Source organism: Streptomyces sp. NBC_01210 (assembly GCF_036010325.1).
Lineage (GTDB): Bacteria > Actinomycetota > Actinomycetes > Streptomycetales > Streptomycetaceae > Streptomyces.
In genome coordinates this window covers 4950507-4964712 of record NZ_CP108549.1, presented here as the reverse complement: position 1 = coordinate 4964712, position 14206 = coordinate 4950507, and the positions used below count along the sequence as shown (strand labels likewise).

General features: G+C 68.5%; 11 protein-coding genes and 1 pseudogene. 10 read left to right on the top strand and 2 right to left on the bottom strand.

The window, feature by feature from the left end:
* Window positions 1–155: 155 nt before the first annotated feature.
* The 3 genes from OG735_RS22500 (at window position 156) to OG735_RS22490 (ending at window position 3619) form a co-directional block, all read left to right on the top strand.
* On the top strand, window positions 156–1073 hold the full coding sequence (locus OG735_RS22500) for an LPXTG cell wall anchor domain-containing protein (RefSeq protein ID WP_327324976.1): 918 nt from the start codon (window positions 156–158) through the stop codon (window positions 1071–1073).
* Window positions 1074–1141: 68 nt separating this feature from the next.
* Window positions 1142–2941: a DUF4012 domain-containing protein gene (locus OG735_RS22495; protein ID WP_327324975.1), complete on the top strand. Its 1800-nt coding sequence runs from the start codon at window positions 1142–1144 to the stop codon at window positions 2939–2941.
* Between the two features lie 78 nt (window positions 2942–3019).
* Window positions 3020–3619, top strand: coding sequence for an arsenate reductase/protein-tyrosine-phosphatase family protein (locus OG735_RS22490; RefSeq protein ID WP_327324974.1), 600 nt, complete (start codon window positions 3020–3022; stop codon window positions 3617–3619).
* A 58-nt stretch (window positions 3620–3677) separates the two neighbouring features.
* Here OG735_RS22490 and OG735_RS22485 read toward each other — a convergent pair whose 3' ends face one another.
* A complete protein-coding gene (locus tag OG735_RS22485; RefSeq protein WP_327324973.1) occupies window positions 3678–5030 on the bottom strand; it encodes an O-antigen ligase family protein in 1353 nt (450 codons plus the stop codon).
* A 318-nt stretch (window positions 5031–5348) separates the two neighbouring features.
* Here OG735_RS22485 and asnB point away from each other — a divergent pair, with 318 nt between their 5' ends.
* The 6 genes and pseudogenes from asnB (at window position 5349) to OG735_RS22460 (ending at window position 11621) form a co-directional block, all read left to right on the top strand.
* Window positions 5349–7271 carry an asparagine synthase (glutamine-hydrolyzing) gene (gene asnB, locus OG735_RS22480; RefSeq protein ID WP_327324972.1) on the top strand — a complete coding sequence of 641 codons (1923 nt, stop codon included), beginning with the start codon at window positions 5349–5351 and terminating at the stop codon, window positions 7269–7271.
* On the top strand, window positions 7264–8583 hold the full coding sequence (locus OG735_RS22475) for a lipopolysaccharide biosynthesis protein (protein WP_327324971.1): 1320 nt from the start codon (window positions 7264–7266) through the stop codon (window positions 8581–8583). Before asnB ends, OG735_RS22475 begins: the two co-directional genes overlap by 8 nt.
* Window positions 8584–8737: 154 nt before the next feature.
* Window positions 8738–9946, top strand: coding sequence for a glycosyltransferase (locus tag OG735_RS22470; RefSeq protein WP_327324970.1), 1209 nt, complete (start codon window positions 8738–8740; stop codon window positions 9944–9946).
* A gap of 67 nt (window positions 9947–10013) precedes the next feature.
* Window positions 10014–10538 carry an acyltransferase gene (locus tag OG735_RS22465; RefSeq protein WP_327324969.1) on the top strand — a complete coding sequence of 175 codons (525 nt, stop codon included), beginning with the start codon at window positions 10014–10016 and terminating at the stop codon, window positions 10536–10538.
* Window positions 10539–10634: 96 nt separating this feature from the next.
* Window positions 10635–10775 (top strand): annotated as a pseudogene (locus tag OG735_RS42010) (Trm112 family protein); the annotation flags it as partial.
* A complete protein-coding gene (locus OG735_RS22460; RefSeq protein WP_327324968.1) occupies window positions 10776–11621 on the top strand; it encodes a class I SAM-dependent methyltransferase in 846 nt (281 codons plus the stop codon).
* A 225-nt stretch (window positions 11622–11846) separates the two neighbouring features.
* Here OG735_RS22460 and OG735_RS22455 read toward each other — a convergent pair whose 3' ends face one another.
* Window positions 11847–12734 (bottom strand): class I SAM-dependent methyltransferase, encoded by an 888-nt coding sequence (locus OG735_RS22455; protein WP_327324967.1) that lies wholly within the window; start codon window positions 12732–12734, stop codon window positions 11847–11849.
* A 270-nt stretch (window positions 12735–13004) separates the two neighbouring features.
* Between OG735_RS22455 and OG735_RS22450 the strand changes: the two genes are divergently transcribed.
* A complete protein-coding gene (locus OG735_RS22450) occupies window positions 13005–14204 on the top strand; it encodes a glycosyltransferase (RefSeq protein ID WP_327324966.1) in 1200 nt (399 codons plus the stop codon).
* Window positions 14205–14206 lie beyond the last annotated feature (2 nt).

Below are 14206 nucleotides of genomic sequence, written 5' to 3'. Positions count from 1 at the left end.
GCGGTGGGGCTTCTGCGTCCGCATAACCGGCCGCGGGGCCACGGCCTGAAACAGAAACTTCCCACAGCCTGTCCGGCATTGATCGCTCGACTCTCCCCACGCCGACAACAACGGACGATCACTCATCAAGCGCCTTCCGAAGGAGCCCCGACCCGATGCCCAGACGTTCTGGATGGCGTGTCGCACTGGCCGCCACCACCACAAGCCTGATTGCCGCCGCTTCACTGGTGGCCGCCGAACCGGCGTTCGCACAGTACCCACCAGCTCCCGGTGTTGTGATCGACGACAACACCGTGGTCCCCGGTGATCCGATCAACCACACCGCGACCGGCTTCCAACCCCTGGAGCAGGTTGTCGTCAGCCTCGTCCCCACAGCTGGAGCCGCAGCCAGGGCCGCACTGAGGGGATCGCCCGCGTCCGTACGGCCCCTTGCGTCGGCCACACCGAACGGCGATGGCGGAGGAAGCGGGGGTGGCGGAGGCGGAGGCGGGGGAAGCGTGGTGCTCGGCACCTTCACCGCCGACGCCAACGGCATTGTGACTGGAGGGATCACCATCCCCGCGCGCGTCCGCCCGGGCACCTACCTCTACCAGCTCGTCGGCCAGACATCCGGACTCACGCTGTCCGCGACGGTGACCGTGTCCGCTGCTCCCGGGGGCGGTGGCGGGAGCCATCCGCCCGGTGACGGCGGGACTCATCCGCCCGGCGACGGTGACGGCGACGGCGACGGCGACGGGCACGGACGCCCCGGTGACGGCGACGGTGACGGCGACGGGCACGGACGCCCCGGTGACGGCGACGGCGACGGGCACGGTGACGGGCACGGCGGCGGCAACGACGACGGGCACGGTGACGAGAATGGGGGCTCCTCCAACTCAGGTCACGACAACGGCTCCTCCGACTCAGGTCACGACAACGGCTCCTCCGGTCACGGCAACAAGTCCGGGCTCGCGGACACCGGTTCATCGGATGCACCGGTGGCTCTGCTCACCGCGGCAGGTGGTCTGTTGCTTCTCGGTGGCGGGACACTGGTGATCACCAGGCGTCGGCGTACTGACGCTGAACGCGGCTGAGACCAACGATGCCGTGGACCACCCAAAGACTCTCGGCCAGCGCCGTTCTGTCTTATGTCACCGGCCTGGTGCGACGGAATCACCGTCGCATCAGGCCGGTGATGTGGGTGGCGGCAGGTTTTCTTCTCGCCGGTTCGGGCTGGGTGCTCGTCACGGGTCTGTACGCCCGTAGCGAGCTGCTCGCGGCCCGACTCGACCTGGAGACGCTGCGGAACACGGTGACGGCGTCCCCCTCGCCGGTCCCGACGGCGAGTGGCGCCACGGGCCGCAGGGCGCGCGCCGAAGCAGCGGGCCGTTCCGCTGCGGCGCACGCGGCCCGGGCGCACCGGCTCACCAGCGGACCCGCGTGGTCCCTGGCCGCGCACGTGCCCGGCCTCGGAGGCCCTCTCGCGACCGTCCGTGGTACGGCCAAGGCCGTCGACCGGCTGGCCGGCGAGGTGCTGCCGGCCGTCGTAAACACCGCCGGCAACATCACGAACGGCGCAGGGGCCGGTGGCGGGCACCTGAACCTCGCCGAACTGCGCAGTGCCGCCCCAGCTCTCGAGCAGGCCTCACGACAGGTGGCGGCAGCTCGTACGGAGGCCCGCAGATTGCCCCGCCACACCTGGCTCCCCGCCGTGGACCGGGTCCGGGACCAACTCATCGGCAAGCTGGACCGGATGGCGCCCGCTATGGAGAACGCCGCCACCGGCGCCCGCCTCCTGCCGCAGATGATGGGGGCGGACGGTCCGCGGCGTTACCTCGTGATGTTCCAGAACCCCGCGGAGGCACGTGGAACCGGTGGGATGCCCGGTGCCTTCGCCATGCTGACAGCCGACCGGGGGGCGCTGGAGCTGACGCATTTCGGAAGCGACGCCGAGATGGTGGGCGCTCGCCCCGAGGTGGACCTCGGTGCCGAGTTCGCCACCATGTACGGACGTGGCGATGCGGTGAACACCTGGGCCAACTCCAACATGAGCCCGCACTTCCCCTACGCCGCGCGTATCTGGTCGGCCACCTGGCTCCACCAGAGCGGCGAGCGTGTCGATGGCGTACTCGCACTGGATCCGGGCGCGCTGGCCCGGCTGCTCGCAGCCTCCGGGCAGGCGCGCACGACCGACGGCACAGTCGTCAGCGCGGACAACGTGGTGGACATCAGCGAGCGCACCAACTACATGACGTACCCGGACCCGCTCAAGCGCAAGGCTTTCCTGCTGGACGTGGCCCGCGCCGCTGCCGGGCGGTTGATGACCGCCGCCGAGGATCCCCAACTGCGGCCCTCGCTGCTGCTCGGCCTGTACGAGTTGCTGGGCAACGGGCAGGTGACCGCCTGGAGCGCCCACGCGAAGGAGCAGCAGGAGCTGGAATCACGCCCGGTCGGCGGCTCCTTGCCGCGGCGTCCGGAGCCCTACGCCGGCCTGGTGGTCAACAATGCCGCCGGCACCAAGCTCGACTACTACCTCGACCGCACCCTGGACTGGTACCCCGGCCGCTGCACCGCCGCCGGCCGCGAGGTCACCGTCAAGGCGGTCTTCTCCAACGGTGCACCGTCCACAGGGCTTCCGAACTACGTCACCGATCGTCTCGACAAGCCCCCCTATCCGACGCACCAGGGCGACAATCGCCTGCTGGTCTCCTACTTCGCGACCAGCGGGGCAGATCTGGTCAAGGCTGACCTCGACGGGCGGCGCGCCTTCCTGACACCGGGTGTCGAGCGCGGCCATCCGGTGTACACGTTCGACGTCGAAGTACCCGCGGGCAGCAGCCGGACGTTGACGCTGCACCTGCTGGAGCCCCCGACCGACCACGGACCCATCGTCTTCCACCAGCGACTGCCACGCCCGCTGCGAGCCACGGTGCATCCCTCACCCGGGTGCTCCGGGGACTGAGTGGCCTCTCTCCGGCCGGTCCGGTACAGCTGCCGAGTCCGGCCGGCAATTGGGCGGTTCCGCGGTGATACTGACGCCATGTCGGATTTCGCTTCGCCCTCCGCCGCCATGCGCCCGGCCCCGTTTCGGGTACTCACGGTGTGCACCGCCAATCTCTACCGGTCGCCCGTCGCCGAATGCCTTCTGCGGCAGCGGCTGACCGCACTGCGGGAGGCGGTCCATGTGAGCAGTGCGGGCACGGAGGCCGTCCCGGGCACACCGATGGCGGCCACGGCTGCGTCCATGGTCGCCGAACGAGGCGCGGACCCGTCCGGGACGGTCACGCGCCGGCTGTCGGCCGGGCTGGTCGAGGCCGCGGATCTGCTGCTCGGGGCCGCGAGGGAGCATCGCGAGGCAGCGGTACGGCTCTCCCCTGTGCGGGCCCTGTCCCGGGCCTTCAGCCTGCGTGAGTTCGCCCGGCTGGTCCGGGCCGAGGACGCGGCGGGTGTGACGGACCCGGCCGCCCGGTTCGCCGCGCTCGTGGCGGGTGCGGCGGCCCGGCGCGGTGCGGCAGGAGTGGACGTGGCCGATGACGACGTGGCCGATCCTCTCGGTGCGAGCCCCGCGGAGACGCGGGAGTGCGTGACGCGGATCGAGGAGTCGGTGGAGCGGATCGCCGCCGCGCTGCGCGCGCACTGAGGCGCACCGCCCCGGTCGGTGCCGCCGGGCTCCGGCGACGGAGACGTGTTCCCGTCGATCAGCCGTTCACGGTGACGCCGGGTCCGCCGGGAGGGGGCACAACCGCACCGGCCGGCCCCTGCCTCGCCGTCGGATTCCCCGGCTCCTTCGTCAAGGCAGGGGCCGGGCACGAAGGCGTCCGTCGTCTCTGCCCGGACGCGAGGAGGCAGCCCAGGGAGACCCAGAATGGAGCGGTCACCACCAGGCTCCCCAGGGTGTTGGCGAACAGCAGTCCCACCGAGTAGGCCACTCCCAGCGATTGGAGAATCGCCCGGTCTGTGGTGTACCGACGGCCCAGGCCGAGCCACAGGAGAGCCACGAGGAGGGCGAGCGTGCCGAGTCCGGCCTCGGCCGCCAGGCGAAGGTAGTCGTTGTGGGTGTTGATGTTGATGCCGAGGCCGGACGAGGACTGGGCGTAGCCGGCGAACCCCCCGTACCCGATGCCGCGGACGGGGTGGTCGAGCGCCACACGCACGGCCAGCAGGGCGGCCTGCTTCCGCACCTCGGTGTTCGCGGTCAGCTCGGTCGACGTCCGATTCCCCGTCAGGTTTTCCCCGACCGCGTCGAGCGATCCCGGTAGAGCCAGCGCTGCGGCGACGATCGTCAGCGAGATGAGCACCTTCTGCCGCAGTGGACGGCCGACGAGGAGGATGCAGGCCAGCCCTGCCGCGACCATCAGAAAGGCGCCTCGCGAGCGGGTCTGCAGGATGGCGACGGCACACGGCAGCGCGGGCAGCAGCCACACCCAGGAACGGTCGAGCCGCGCCAGGCTGACTGCCGCGACCAGTGCAAGTGCCAGTACTGCTCCCAGGTAGTTGGGGTTCAGGCCCAGCCCCGTGAGACGGTCGTCGGCATACTCTCCGCGGACGAGGAGGTACCCGGCGGCGCAGGCGCCGGAGCCGGCCACGAGACACGCGACGGGCCGGGGGCCGGGAGGCGCGACGGCGGAGGCCGCCAGCAGACCGAGACCCATCAGCAGGGACGCGAGCTCGCTCCAGGAACCGTCGGTCAGCAGCGTCGCCTGGGGCAGCAGGAAGCTCGCGGTCACCGCGAAGACCAGAGCCACGATCAGCGCGAGATGAACGCGCGGCCGGAAACCCGTCAGCACGGCGCGGAACAGGACGAGGCCGACTCCCGCGGCCACCAGAAGCGGCAGGGCCCCGCCGTCGGGATCGACAACGGCGACCAGGGGGACGATCCCGAGCAGTGCCAGCAGCACCAGGTCGGGGCGCGGCACGACCACCAGGGCGAGGCACAGTACAACGCCCGCGGCGACGGTGCCTGCGCCGTGGTGCAGCAGCATGTACGTCACGGCCGGCACGGCGACCACGAGACTCACCCAGCCGATGACGGTGGCGGCGAGAGGTCTCATGGCGTTCCAGGGGCGTTGGTCACCGTGCAGCTCCCATGTGCGTCCACCGGTCAGGGCTCGGCGACCATAACCCGCCGTTCGGGCCGCTCACGGCGTTGACGGTGCCGGGCAGAAGAGGTCACCGGATCAGAGCACACAGTGCTGTTTCCCGGAGAGGCGGGCAGACCGCCGCACAAGCGAGGCTTGGGGAAATGTCCACATATATGTGGTATGTATCTGCAGGATTTGACGGTCAGCCCCCAGTAGTGCACCGACAGGCAGAGGGTCGGCGATGGTGCCGGGCCGGTTGTCCGACGGTGCATCACGTTGGGAGTGCTCATGTGCGGCGTAGCCGGGATCGTGTCCACCAGCCCGCCCGACCCCGAACAGGTACGCGCGATGTGCCGTCGCATCATCCATCGAGGCCCCGACGGGGAGGGTTATTACAGCGATGCCCACGCCGCACTGGGCATGCGCCGACTCGCCATCATCGATGTGGCCGGGGGCGGCCAGCCCGTGTACAACGAGGACGGCACCGTCGCCGCGGTCTTCAACGGCGAGATCTACAACTTCATGGAGCTGCGCGGACAACTGGTCTCGCGCGGCCACCGGTTCGCCACCGACAGCGACACGGAAGTACTCGTCCACCTGTACGAGGAACACGGCGAGGACCTGGTCACACACCTACGGGGGATGTTCGCTTTCGCGATCTGGGACATGGCCCGGCGCCGGCTGCTGCTCGCACGCGACCGGGTGGGCAAGAAGCCGTTGTACTACCGGCAGTCCGGGTCCTCCCTCTCGTTCGCGTCCGAACTCAAGGCCCTGATGGCCGATCCGGCGGCGTCCCGTGAGGTGGACCCGGTGGCTCTGCATCACTATCTGACCTTCCAGTACGTGCCGGCTCCCTGGTCGATCCACCGCGGTATCCGCAAGCTGCCCCCCGGGCACCTCCTGGTCTGGCACGAAGGGGATGTGCGCCTGCGGCGCTACTGGAAGCTGGACTTCACACCGCGGCGGGTGGGTTGCGAGCGGGACGCGGCCGAGCAGACGCGGCAGCTGCTGCTCGACGCAACCCGGGTGCGCATGGTCAGCGAGCGCCCGCTCGGGGCGTTTCTGTCCGGCGGCGTCGACTCCTCCGCGGTGGTGGCCGCCATGGCCCGGCTGAGCGACCAGCCCGTGAAGACCTTCTGCATCGGATTCGACGACCGGCGCTACGACGAGCGGTCCTACGCGGCCACCGTGGCCCGCCGGTACGGGACCGACCACCATGAGTTCGTGGTGGCCGGATCGTCCGCGCTGGAAGTCCTGCCCAGAGTGGCCCCGCACTTCGACGAACCGTTCGCCGACTCGTCTGCCATTCCGTCCTTCTTCGTAGCCGAACTGAGCCGCCGTCATGTAACGGTGGTCCTCAACGGAGACGGAGGGGACGAGAGCTTCGGAGGCTACCGGCGCTATGCCTTCATGAAGAGGGTGGGCCGGATGCAGACCCCGCGACAACTGCGCGGAATGCTGAACAGCGTCGGTTCCGCCCTGGTGCAGGGGAATACCCCGGCTCGGCTGCGGAGGTTCGGCCGCGGGCTGCGACTGCTGGGCGAGACACCACAGCAGCGCTACGCCAGCCTCATGTCCTACTTCACCAACGAGGGCAAGGACGCCCTGTACACCGCGGCGCTGCACGAGCAGGTGGCCGGCATCGACAGCTATGACCTGATCAGCCGGGCGTTCGACACGTCTCGCGCCGATGAGGACGTCAACCGGCTGATGGACGTCGATGTGAACACCTACTTGCCGGGCGACCTGCTGGTGAAGGTGGACATCACCACCATGGCCAACTCCCTCGAGGCCCGCTCCCCGTTCCTGGACCACCATCTGATGGAGTGGGCGGCGGGCCTCCCCGGCCGGTGGAAGGTCGACGGCCAGGTGACCAAGGCGCTGCTGAAGAAGGCGATGGCTCCCTGGCTGCCGCCCGAGCTGATCACCCGGCCCAAAGCCGGCTTCGGCGTGCCGCTGGCGGACTGGCTCCGTAACGAACTGCGGCCGATGGCCTTCGATCTGCTGACCGACCACACCGCTCGCTCCCGCGGCCTCTTCCGGCCCGAGGTCGTACGAGGACTGCTGCAGGACCACGTCGAGGGGCGCGACCGCGCCAACTGCCTGTGGGCACTGCTGCAGTTCGAGCTGTGGCACCGAGCCTGCGTCGACCGCCCGGGGAACTCCTCGACGACTACCGCTCCCCAACCTGCCCAGGGGCACTGTGGCTGACACCGCGCGGCAGGCGATCGGCATGCTGGGCAGCCGGGCCGCCTGCCTGGTGATGTTGGTGCTCACCAGCGCCGTCATCGCCCGGTCTCTGGAACCGGAAGGCCGCGGGATCTACTTCATGGCCGTCACCATTGCCACCACGGCCACCGTCCTTGCGCATTTGTCGGTCGAGCAGGCGCAGAGTGCGCTGTGGACGGACATCGGGCTCCGGGATGCCCTCACCGGGAACAGCGTCCCGCTCGCCCTGGCCCTGGGAACACTGGGCGGAATCGCCGGCACGGTGTGCGTGGCCGCGGTCGGTCCCGAAACACTCCATCTGCCGGGACTGTCCATCGTGGCAACGGCGTGCCTGGGTGTGCCGCTGGGGGTGGCGGTGAACTACGCCAACAACATCGTGCTTCTGAGGGGACGTTCGCACGTGGTGGCCTGGGCCAATCTGGCGCGCGCCCTGGTGCAGTGCGGTGTCCTGCTGGCCCTCGCGGCCGCAGGCGGGCTGACACCCCTCTCGGTCGTGTGGGTCTGGGTCGCCTCCGAGTCGGTCCCGCTGCTGGTGTTCATCATCATGGGCGGCACGATGGCGGGCCGCCCGAACCTGGGGCTGGCCCGGACGACCGTGATGACCGGTGCCCGCTACCACCCGGGTCCCACCGCGGCCTTCCTGCTGCTGTACGTGGACGTCTTCCTCCTGGGCACGTATACCAGCGCGGAAGAGGTGGGCATCTACACCCTGGCGGCCACCTTTGTCGCATACGGACGCTTCCTGATCGATGTCCTCTCGCAGGTCATGCTCAACCGGCAGTTCGAGTCGAGCCAGGACGAATCCGTGCACGTCACCGTGCGGATCACCCGGTTCGCGATTCTGCTGGCCGTCGGCTCGGCACTGGTTCTGGTGCTGAGTGCGCCGGTGATGGTCACCGCCGTGTACGGTGCGGCCTTCGCCGATGCGGTGCCGCTCGTGGCCCTGCTGGCTCCTGGCGTGCTGGCACTGGGAGCGAGCCGGCTGCCGAGCGCCTACTTGCTGAGGCTGCGTCGTGCGCGGCTGGTCGTCGTGCCGTCCCTCGGCGCCCTCGCGGTCAATGTGGCACTGAGTCTGGTGCTGATTCCGCTGTGGGGCGCCGTCGGCTGTGCGGCGGCCTCCTCCCTGGCATTCCTCCTGCTGGCCGTCTGCCAGACATGGCTCTTCGCCAGGGCGACGGGTACGGCCGCACGGGACCTGGTCCCCGTGGCTGCCGACCTGATCGTCCTCCGTGCGGCCCTGCGCCGCTGCGTGCCGGGCAGGCAGGCCGCGGCATCTGCCCCTCCGCCCGGATAGCCGTCCGACGGCCGCCGGTTGCCGCCGGTACGCAGCATCACCCGATCGACAGAGCGTTTCGGTTGTTATACGGGTGAATCGGATTGAGAGGCTGGACAGGAAGAGAAGCGCGCAGTGCCGCGCCTGAACTTCTGGCCGGATGGAGCTGGTATCTGTGACCGTGTACCGCCACGCCAGGACTGGGCCGATCGCCGAACCCGTCAGCGCCGATGACACACCGTCCCGAGTCTGCCTGATGATCGGGCAATTGGGACTGGGCGGTGCCGAGAAGCAAATCGTCATGCTCGCCCGGGGGCTGGCCGCACGAGGCATCGAGACCACCCTGCTGCTGCTGTCCCACGGAGGGCCGCGTGAGGCGGAACTTGCCGACTCCGGAGTGACGGTGATCCGTCTGGGCTACCAGGGCGTCCGGCCCTGGGTGGATCTCCGCACCGCCGTGAAGAGGACGGCGATCGGCGTGAGGGCGTTCGCCCAGCTTGTGGCGCACCTGCGTCGCACACGACCGCAGGTCCTGCACGCCTACTTGTTCCACTGCTACATCGCGGCGGCGCCCGCGGCCCGTCTGGCACGGGTTCCGTTGTGTGTGGCCGGGCGGCGCAGTCTGAGCACCTCCAATCTGGGGCACCGCATGTTTCTGGCCGCGGAACGGGCCGTGGAACGGGCCGCGAACGGCATCACGGACTACGTCGTGGCGAACGCGCATGCCGTCGCGGCGGAAGCCCGGCGCCAGGAAAGCCTGCCCGAACACAAGATCGGCGTCATTCACAACGGGATGGAGGAGGAGGACTTCCGTCCGGCACCTCCCGCAGCACTGGACACATCGCTCCCCGTGGTGGTGTGTGTGGCCAACCTCCACGCCTACAAGGGGCACCGGTACCTGCTGGACGCCATCAGCCGGGTGCAGCAGCGCGGGGTGCCGTGCACACTCGTGCTGATCGGAGCAGGCGGGGAGCGTTCCCGACTGCAGAGCCAGGCCGACGGGCTGGACATCGACGTACGTTTTCTGGGCCAGCGCACTGATGTGCCTGCCTTCCTCGCCCGTGCGGACGTCGTCGTACTGCCGTCCCTGCAGGAGGGATTGAGCAACGCGGTCATGGAGGCCATGGCAGCCGGCCGCCCCGTCGTCGCGACCGCGGTGGGCGGCACTCCCGAACTGCTGCGAGGTCGCGGGGTACTGGTGCCGCCCGCGGACGCCGAGGCCCTGGCCGAGGGACTGCACCAGATGCTCACCGACCGCGCATCAGCCGCACGGCTCGGCAACGCCGCCCGGCAGTGGGCGCTCGAGAACCTGAGCGCGGACACCATGGTGGAGCGGCACGTCACCCTCTACCGGGAACTGCTGGAGCGCAGATCCCTCAGGTGAGCGCGGAGTCGCCGGACTCGCACCGTCGCGGTCTCGTGCGCCGCGGTTTGACGGAAGGAAAACCGAAATGAGGAAGACCTCGCTCACGTTCTGGGGTGTCCGCTGCTTCTACATGCTGATCGGGCAGCGGCTGCACTTGCGTGCCCCGGGTGCCCTACGGCTGCGAGGCTGGTGCGCCCGGAAGATCTGCGAGGACGTGCAGCTGCCGGTCACCATCAACCCCGGCGTGTGGCTGCCGCGCACCCTTCGGATGGGACGGTACGCCGGCATCGGGCAAGGCACCTTGTTCCTCGGCCTGGGCACCGTGTCCCTGGGCCCACATGTGACCATGGGGCCGGAGTGCCTGTTCATCACGGGGGATCATCCTGTTCCCCGAGCGGGCGGGAACTTCCGTGACCACGCCTCGGTGCACCAGGACATCGTCGTGGAGGAGGATGTCTTTCTCGGGGCCCGGGTGACCATCCTGCCCGGGGTGACCATTGGCCGCGGGGCTGCCGTAGGCGCGGGCAGCGTGGTGACAAAGGACGTTCCCCCTGAAGCGGTCGTTGCGGGAAATCCTGCCAGAGTGATCCGTGCTCGCGAACAAGCATAAAACCGCGCCGGGAAGCTTCCGACTCATGAGTCCGGCAAGAACACGACACGCGGTCCTTGCCCGCCTGAAAGCAAACCACCGGTTAGCATTTTCCGCATGCACAGGAGATTGACTGACGGCCTTACGGAGAAGAACCGGGACTATTGCTGGTTCGAGACGCTTCGTTGCCCGAACTGCCGTGTGCGGCTTCACGGAGAGACCACACTGTCCTGCAAAAGGTGTGGACGGACCTATCCGGTGCGCGACGGTATCCCGCGATTCGTTCCCGAGGACAACTACGGGAGATCGTTCGGGTATCAATGGAATGTGCATCGGGTCACCCAGCTCGACTCGTATGTGGGGCTCCCCGTATCCAGAGATCGCCTTCTGCGGGAGAGCGGCTGGACCGCTGATGAACTGCAGGGCCGCGAGGTTCTTGAGTGCGGAAGCGGTGCCGGGCGCTTCACCGAGGTGCTGTGCCGGACCGGCGCTGCCGTAACCTCCTTCGACCTCTCCAACGCAGTGGACGCCAACGCCACATCAAATGGCCGATTCGCCAACCTGCGGCTTCTTCAGGCCAGCATTTACGACCTTCCCCTGGTGGATGAGTCGTTCGACTACCTCGTCTGCCTCGGGGTCGTCCAGCACACACCTGACGTCGAGCGGACCTTCAAGACCATCTTCCGTTATCTGCGTCCCGGGGGAAAATTCTGCATCGACGTGTACGCAGCGATCGTCGCCTATCCGCATCTGCGGCAACTGCTGCGGCCCGTCACCAAACGCATTCCTCCCGACAAGCTCTACAGCGTTGTCCAATCCGTCACCCCTCGCCTCCTGCCGCTTTCCATGCGCCTCGGGGCAGTCCCACGGGTGGGCGACTACCTGACGCGGCTCGTTCCCGTCGCCAACCACCGCCACCTCGGGTTGACCGACGCCGAAACCTTGCGGACCTGGTCGATTCTGGACACCTTCGACTGGCTCTCGCCTCAGTTCGAGCGGCCCCAGCCACGCCGCCGCCTCGAACGCTGGTGCAGGGACCTTCGCCTGAGCGAATTCACGGTCGAACGCATTCGCGGGCTCTATGTCGTCCGTGGAACGAAGTAGAAGGCCGGACGGCCCGCGAGGGCATCGCCGTGGCGTGATCCGACCCGGGGCCGGCGATCAACCGGCCCACCATCCGGCATGAGCAGATGTCGATCACCGTGGACCGGACACAGCCTCGCTCCACGCCGAAGTCTGCGCGCGCGGTGCGGAGAAGCAGTACCGGCGCGGACGGCGGCGCCGGGAAGTCCTGCCGCCGTCCGCGCAGGCTGTCGGTTCGGAGGACGGTCAGGTCACCGACGTCGCGCTGCGGTCCGCGGGTGACGTCCGCGCCGTGTCCTGGGCATCACTTGAGGCGAAGACGTACTCGTTGCAGCCCAGGCCTCCTCCGCAGGTCTTGAGATGGCGCAGCTCCAGCCCATGGCGTCGGCCCACGCGGAACACCTCTTCCGGAGCGGCGACTTCGAAGGGATAGCCTCCGACCCAGTCGATGAGGTCGTACCAAACGGACATGCCGCGAGCACGTCGACCTCGGCCGCCGACAGGACGTCGCCCCGTCCTGGCCAGCTTCAACAAGGCGGCCGCGTGTTCAGGAGCCTTCAGATACATCCGGCTGCCGGCGACCAGCAAGCCCCGCGTCACCGGGCCGGAGGAGTTGTAGGTGCGCTTGACGTGCCTCCACGCGCGGCTGCGCAGGCCCTGATCGTTGTAGATCGACACATACAGCAAGCCGCCGGGGGCAACCAGCCGGGAGGCGGTGTCCAACGCTTCCCACAAGGCGCCGGTGTGGTGCAGCACTCCCCAGGAATAGACGATGTCGAACTGTCCGAAGCGGGAGACGAAGGAGGAATCCAGCACCGAACCGTGCTCCACCCGCCAGTCGCTGTCGGGCGCGTACCGGTTACGCAGCTGCCTGGTGGTCGCCACGGCGTCAGGGTCGTAGTCGAAGGAGTACACCTTCGCACCGAGCTGGAGTGCGGCCAGCGAGAACAGCCCGCTGCCACAGCCGATGTCCAAGAACGTGCGCCCCGCAAGGTCGCCGGTTCCCAGGGCCGCTACGAGGGACTCCCGAGCGGCAACGATACGGTCCTCGTCGACCAGCTTGCTGAACTTCCGCCAGTTGCGGCCGAAGGCGAAGCGTTTGCCTTGCTCTACCTCGCTGGAGCAGTCGATCACCTCATGGTCTCCTTCCTCCTGGGAGCATGTACCGCGGATTCCGGCAAACGTGCGTAACGGGGTAACGTGCGTACTGACGCGGGTATATCAGACGTCGGCCGAAAAGGGGCTCGACGCTGCGGTGATGGACACAAGAATCGACCGAGTACCGAGATCGCGGCGCTCCCTCCATGTCTCCCAAAATAATTCCGACAGGGTTGCCCAAAGCAGCGGACACATACTTCGCGCCCTTGACAGATACCGGAGTGCGCTCGGCTTAATATCTGGCACATGTCGACTGCCACGCACCAAAGCACGGGTTTCGGCATCCCACGCCTACGCGTGATGAGAGTCATCACGAGAATGAATATCGGTGGTCCGGCCGTCCAGGTCTCGGCGCTCATGCGGGGGCTGGATACCGAGCGATTCGACCACCAGCTGATTGCCGGACTTGTGGGTGCGGGTGAGGCGGACTATCTGGAGCAGCGGGCACCCGACCTGCCGGTCCATCGGCTCAATGGCCTGGGCCGGACTGTGCGGCCCACGGACGATGCGCGCTGCCTGCTCGAACTGGCGGCAGCCATGCGCCGATTCCGGCCCCATATCGTCCACACGCACACCGCGAAGGCGGGCGCGCTGGGGCGGGCGGCTGCGGTGCTGGCGCGTGTCCCCTCAAGGGTGCACACATTTCACGGCCATCTCCTGCATGGTTATTTCTCCCCGGCGAAGACTCGCGTCCTGGTGCAGACCGAGCGCAGGCTGGCAGCCCTGAGCGATCGGTTGGTCGCCGTGGGCAGCCGGGTGCGGGACGACCTCGTCGCCGCCGGTATCGGAAAGGCGGACCAATTCACGGTCGTGCCGCCCGGCACCAGACTCGCAGCCGCACCGGAGTCCTCGGAAGCCCGGCGACTGCTCGGACTCCCGCAGGGCTGTCCCGTGGTTGCCTATGTGGGACGAATTACCGGAATCAAGCGACCCGACCGCTTTCTCGCCGTAGCCCGCGAGGTGCGCCGCGCCGTACCCGCAGCGCATTTCGTGGTGTGTGGATCGGGCGACTTCCAGCCGGATCCGGAAGCGCTCACCGACCTCGGTGACTCGCTCCACCTGCTGGGCTGGCGCGCAGACGTGGAGACCGTATACGCGGCGGCCGACCTGGTGTTGCTGACCTCGGACAACGAAGGCATGCCCGTCAGCCTGATCGAGGCCGGCCTGGCGGGGCTGCCGGCGGTGGCCACAAACGTCGGCAGCGTCGCGGAAGTCGTACAGGACGGAACGACGGGGCTCCTGGCCGGGCTGTCGTCCGGTGAACTCGCTCGCCACACCGTGACTCTGCTGCGCGACGGGGAACTGCGCCAGGAGATGGGGGCACGAGCGCGTACGTTCACCAGCCGGCGCTTCAGCGAGGAACGTCTGGTGGCCGACACACAGGCTCTCTACACCTCCATCGCCGTCGCCCGCGGCTGGTGGCCCGCATCCCCGTTCGAAAGGTGAGC